Origin of the sequence: Catellatospora coxensis (assembly GCF_016862635.1) — a bacterium.
Taxonomy (GTDB): domain Bacteria; phylum Actinomycetota; class Actinomycetes; order Mycobacteriales; family Micromonosporaceae; genus Catellatospora; species Catellatospora coxensis.
The window spans coordinates 1-3,649 of sequence record NZ_BONI01000166.1; the positions used below are offsets into that span (position 1 = coordinate 1).

The 3,649-nt window shown below is 76.5% G+C and carries 1 protein-coding gene; it reads left to right on the top strand.

Annotated features, from left to right (window positions below; translation table 11 throughout):
- The coding region (locus Cco03nite_RS41685; RefSeq protein WP_203699582.1) for a type I polyketide synthase at window positions 1-3,649 on the top strand (3,649 nt) is incomplete at both ends.

A 3,649-nucleotide genomic window follows, 5' to 3' on the forward strand; every position in this document is an offset into this window, starting at 1 on the left:
TGCCGAGGAACTGTCCCGGCCGGGTTACTGGGTCGACCACGTACGCCGTCCGGTGCTGTTCGCCGACGCGGTCGGCGCACTGGCCCGTGCGGGTGCCTCCACGCTGCTGGAGGTCGGGCCGGACGCGGTGCTCACCGCGATGGCTTCGGAGTTCCTGACGGCGGACACCGTCGCGGTCGGTGTTCAGCGGCGCGAGCGCGACGAAACCCGCGAGCTGCTCACCGCGCTGGGCGCGATCTTCACCCGGGGCGTCGAGGTCGACTGGCGGGCGCTGCTGGCCACGACCGGCGGCGGCCGGGTGGACCTGCCGACGTACGCCTTCCAGCGGCAGGGCTTCTGGTACACCGACAGCCGGACGGGCTCGGGGCTCACCGCGGCGGGGCTCGGGGCCGCGCGGCATCCGCTGCTCGGCGCGAGTGTCGAACTGGCCGCCGGTGACGGGCTCGTCGTCACGGGACGGCTGTCCCGGCAGACCCACGGCTGGCTGGCCGACCACGAGATCCGGGGGGCCGCGCTGCTGCCGGGCACGGCGTACGCCGAGCTGGCGCTGTGGGCGGGGGAGCAGGCCGGCTGCCCCGAGGTGCGGGAGCTGACCATCGTCGCGCCGCTGGTCCTGCCCGCACAGGGTGCGGTGCTGCTGCAGCTCGCCGTCGCGGGGCGGCCGGATGACGAGCGGCGCGAGTTCGCCGTCTACTCCCGACCCGACGGGTTCGACCTGCCCTGGGTCCGCCACGCCGAGGGCGTGCTGACCGCCTCCTCCGACGACGTGCCCGCGGTGAGCGGGGACATCTGGCCGCCCGCCGGGGCGTCGGAGATCGACCTCGACGGCGTGTACGACCGCCTGACCGAGCACGGCTACGGCTACGGCGACGCCTTCCAGGGCCTGCGCCGGGTGTGGCGACGCGACGGCGACGTGTTCGCCGAGGTGGCCCTGCCCGCGTCGCAGCAGCCGAACGCGGCCTCCTACCTGCTGCACCCCGCGCTGCTCGACGCCGCGCTGCACCCGCTGCTGCCGGGCGTGACCGGCGACGACCGCCCGGCCGCGCTGCCGTTCACGTTCTCGGGGGTACGCGTTCACGCCCCGGGCGCGGGCGCGCTGCGGGTCGCGTACACCTGGACCGGCCCGGAGACGGTGCGCCTGCGCGCCGCCGACGCCCACGGCCTGCCCGTCGCCAGCGTCGACGAGCTGCGCTGGCGTCCGGTCACCGGCGACGCCGCGGACCCGTCGCTCGGGGCGATGTATACGATCGCGCCGGTCCCGGTCGCCATCGACCCGGCGGCCACGGCGGCGGTCACCAGCTGGGACGACTACCTCGCGGAGAAGGCCGGACCGGCCGACACGGTGCTCTACCGGGTCACCGCAGACCGGGACGCCGACCCCGCCACCGCGGCGAAGGCCGCCGTCGCGGACACCCTCGCCGTCGTGCAGCAGTGGACCGCGGATCCCCGCGGATCGCGGCTGGTCGTGCTGCTCGACGACGCCGACGCGCTGCGGCTGTCCGGCGTACGCGGCCTGATCCGCACCGCCGCCACCGAGTACCCGGGCCGGTTCGCGCTCGTCGCCACCGACGGCGACCTCGCGGGGCTGCCGCAGGCGCTGGCCACCGGCGAGACCGAGCTGACGCTGACCCGGGGCGAGGTGAGCGCGCCGCGCCTGGTGCGGGCCGCGCCGAGCACCGCTCCGGTGACCGCGCCCGACCCGGCCGGCACCGTCCTGATCACCGGCGCGAGCGGCGCGCTCGGCGGGCTGCTGGCCCGCCACCTCGCCCGCGCGCACGGTGTACGCAACCTGCTGCTGCTCAGCCGCCGCGGCCCCGACGCCCCCGGCGCGGCCGAGCTGTCCGGCGACCTCGCCGCGCTCGGCGCGAGCGCCCGCATCGTCGCCTGCGACACCGCCGACCGGGACGCGCTCGCGCGGGTGCTGGCCGGGATCGCCGCCGACGCCCCGCTGACCGCGGTCGTGCACGCGGCCGGGGTGCTCGACGACGGCATCCTCTCGGCGCTCACCCCGCGGCGGCTCGACCCGGTGCTGCGGGCCAAGGTCGACGCCGCCTGGCACCTGCACGAACTCACCCGCGGCCTGGGGATCACCCGGTTCGTGCTGTACTCGTCGATCTCGGGGCTCATCGGCGCGGCCGGGCAGGCCTCGTACGCCGCCGCGAACACGTTCCTCGACGAGCTGGCCGCCCAGCGCCACCAGGCGGGGCTGCCCGCGACCTCGCTGAGCTGGGGTCTGTGGGAGCAGTCCGGCGGCATGGCCGACGCGCTCGGCGCGGCCGACCTGGCCCGGATGGCCGCGACCGGCGTTCTCCCGCTTGCCCACGCGCCTGGTCTGGCGCTGCTCGACCAGGCCTGGCGGGACGACCGGCCGCACCTGGCGCCGCTGCGCTTCGACGCCGCCGCGCTGCGCCGGCCGGGCGCGACCGTGCCGGGGCTGCTGCGCGCCCTGGTGCCGGTGCGGGCTCGCCGGGGCCGCGACGGCGACGGGCCGGCCGTGGCCCGCAGACTCGCCGCGCTGCCCGAGCCGGAACGCGCCCGCGCGCTCGCCGACCTGGTGCTCGGCGAGGTCGCCGCGGTGCTCGGCCGGACCGACCCGGGGGCGATCGACCCGGCGCGGGCGTTCCGTGAGCTGGGCTTCGACTCGCTGACCTCGATCGAGCTGCGCAACCGGCTCGCCGCCGCGACCGGGCTGCACCTGCCGACGACCCTGGTCTTCGACTACCCGTCCGCGCACGAGCTGATCGGCTACGTGGCCGGCGAGCTGTCCGGCGGCACGGTCGCGCGGCAGGCCGCACCGGCCGCCGCCGTGTCCGGCGACCCGATCGTGATCGTCGGCATGGCCTGCCGGTACCCGGGCGGGGTGGCCTCGCCCGACGACCTGTGGCGGCTGGTCGCCGACGGCCGCGACGCGATCTCCGGCTTCCCGGTGAACCGGGGCTGGCCGGACGACATCTTCGACCCCGACCCGGAGCGCCCCGGCCGCACCTACGTGCGCGAGGGCGGCTTCCTGCACGAGGCCGACGAGTTCGACGCCGAGTTCTTCGGCATCTCGCCGCGCGAGGCCCTGGCCATGGACCCGCAGCAGCGGCTGCTGCTGGAGACCGTGTGGGAGACGCTCGAGAGCGCGGGCATCGACCCGGCGACGGTGCGCGGCAGCCAGACCGGTGTCTTCGCCGGGCTGATGTACCACGACTACGCCCCGCCGGTGCACCAGATGCCGGAGGAGCTGGAGGGCATCCTGCTCACCGGCAACACCGGCAGCGTGCTGTCGGGCCGGCTGGCGTACCAGTTCGGCCTGGTCGGCCCCGCCGTCACCGTGGACACGGCCTGCTCGTCGTCGCTGGTCGCGCTGCACCTCGCGGTCCAGGCGCTGCGCAGCGGCGAGTGTGACATGGCGCTGGCCGGTGGCGTGACCGTGATGTCGTCGCCGGGCACGTTCGTGGAGTTCAGCCGCCAGCGCGGCCTGTCGCCCGACGGGCGCTGCAAGGCGTTCTCGGCACGGGCCGACGGCACCGGGTGGGCCGAGGGCGTCGGCATGCTGCTGGTGGAGCGGCTGTCCGACGCGCAGCGGCTGGGACATCAGGTGCTCGCGGTGGTACGCGGCTCGGCGGTCAACCAGGACGGCGCGTCGAACGGCCTGACCGCGCCC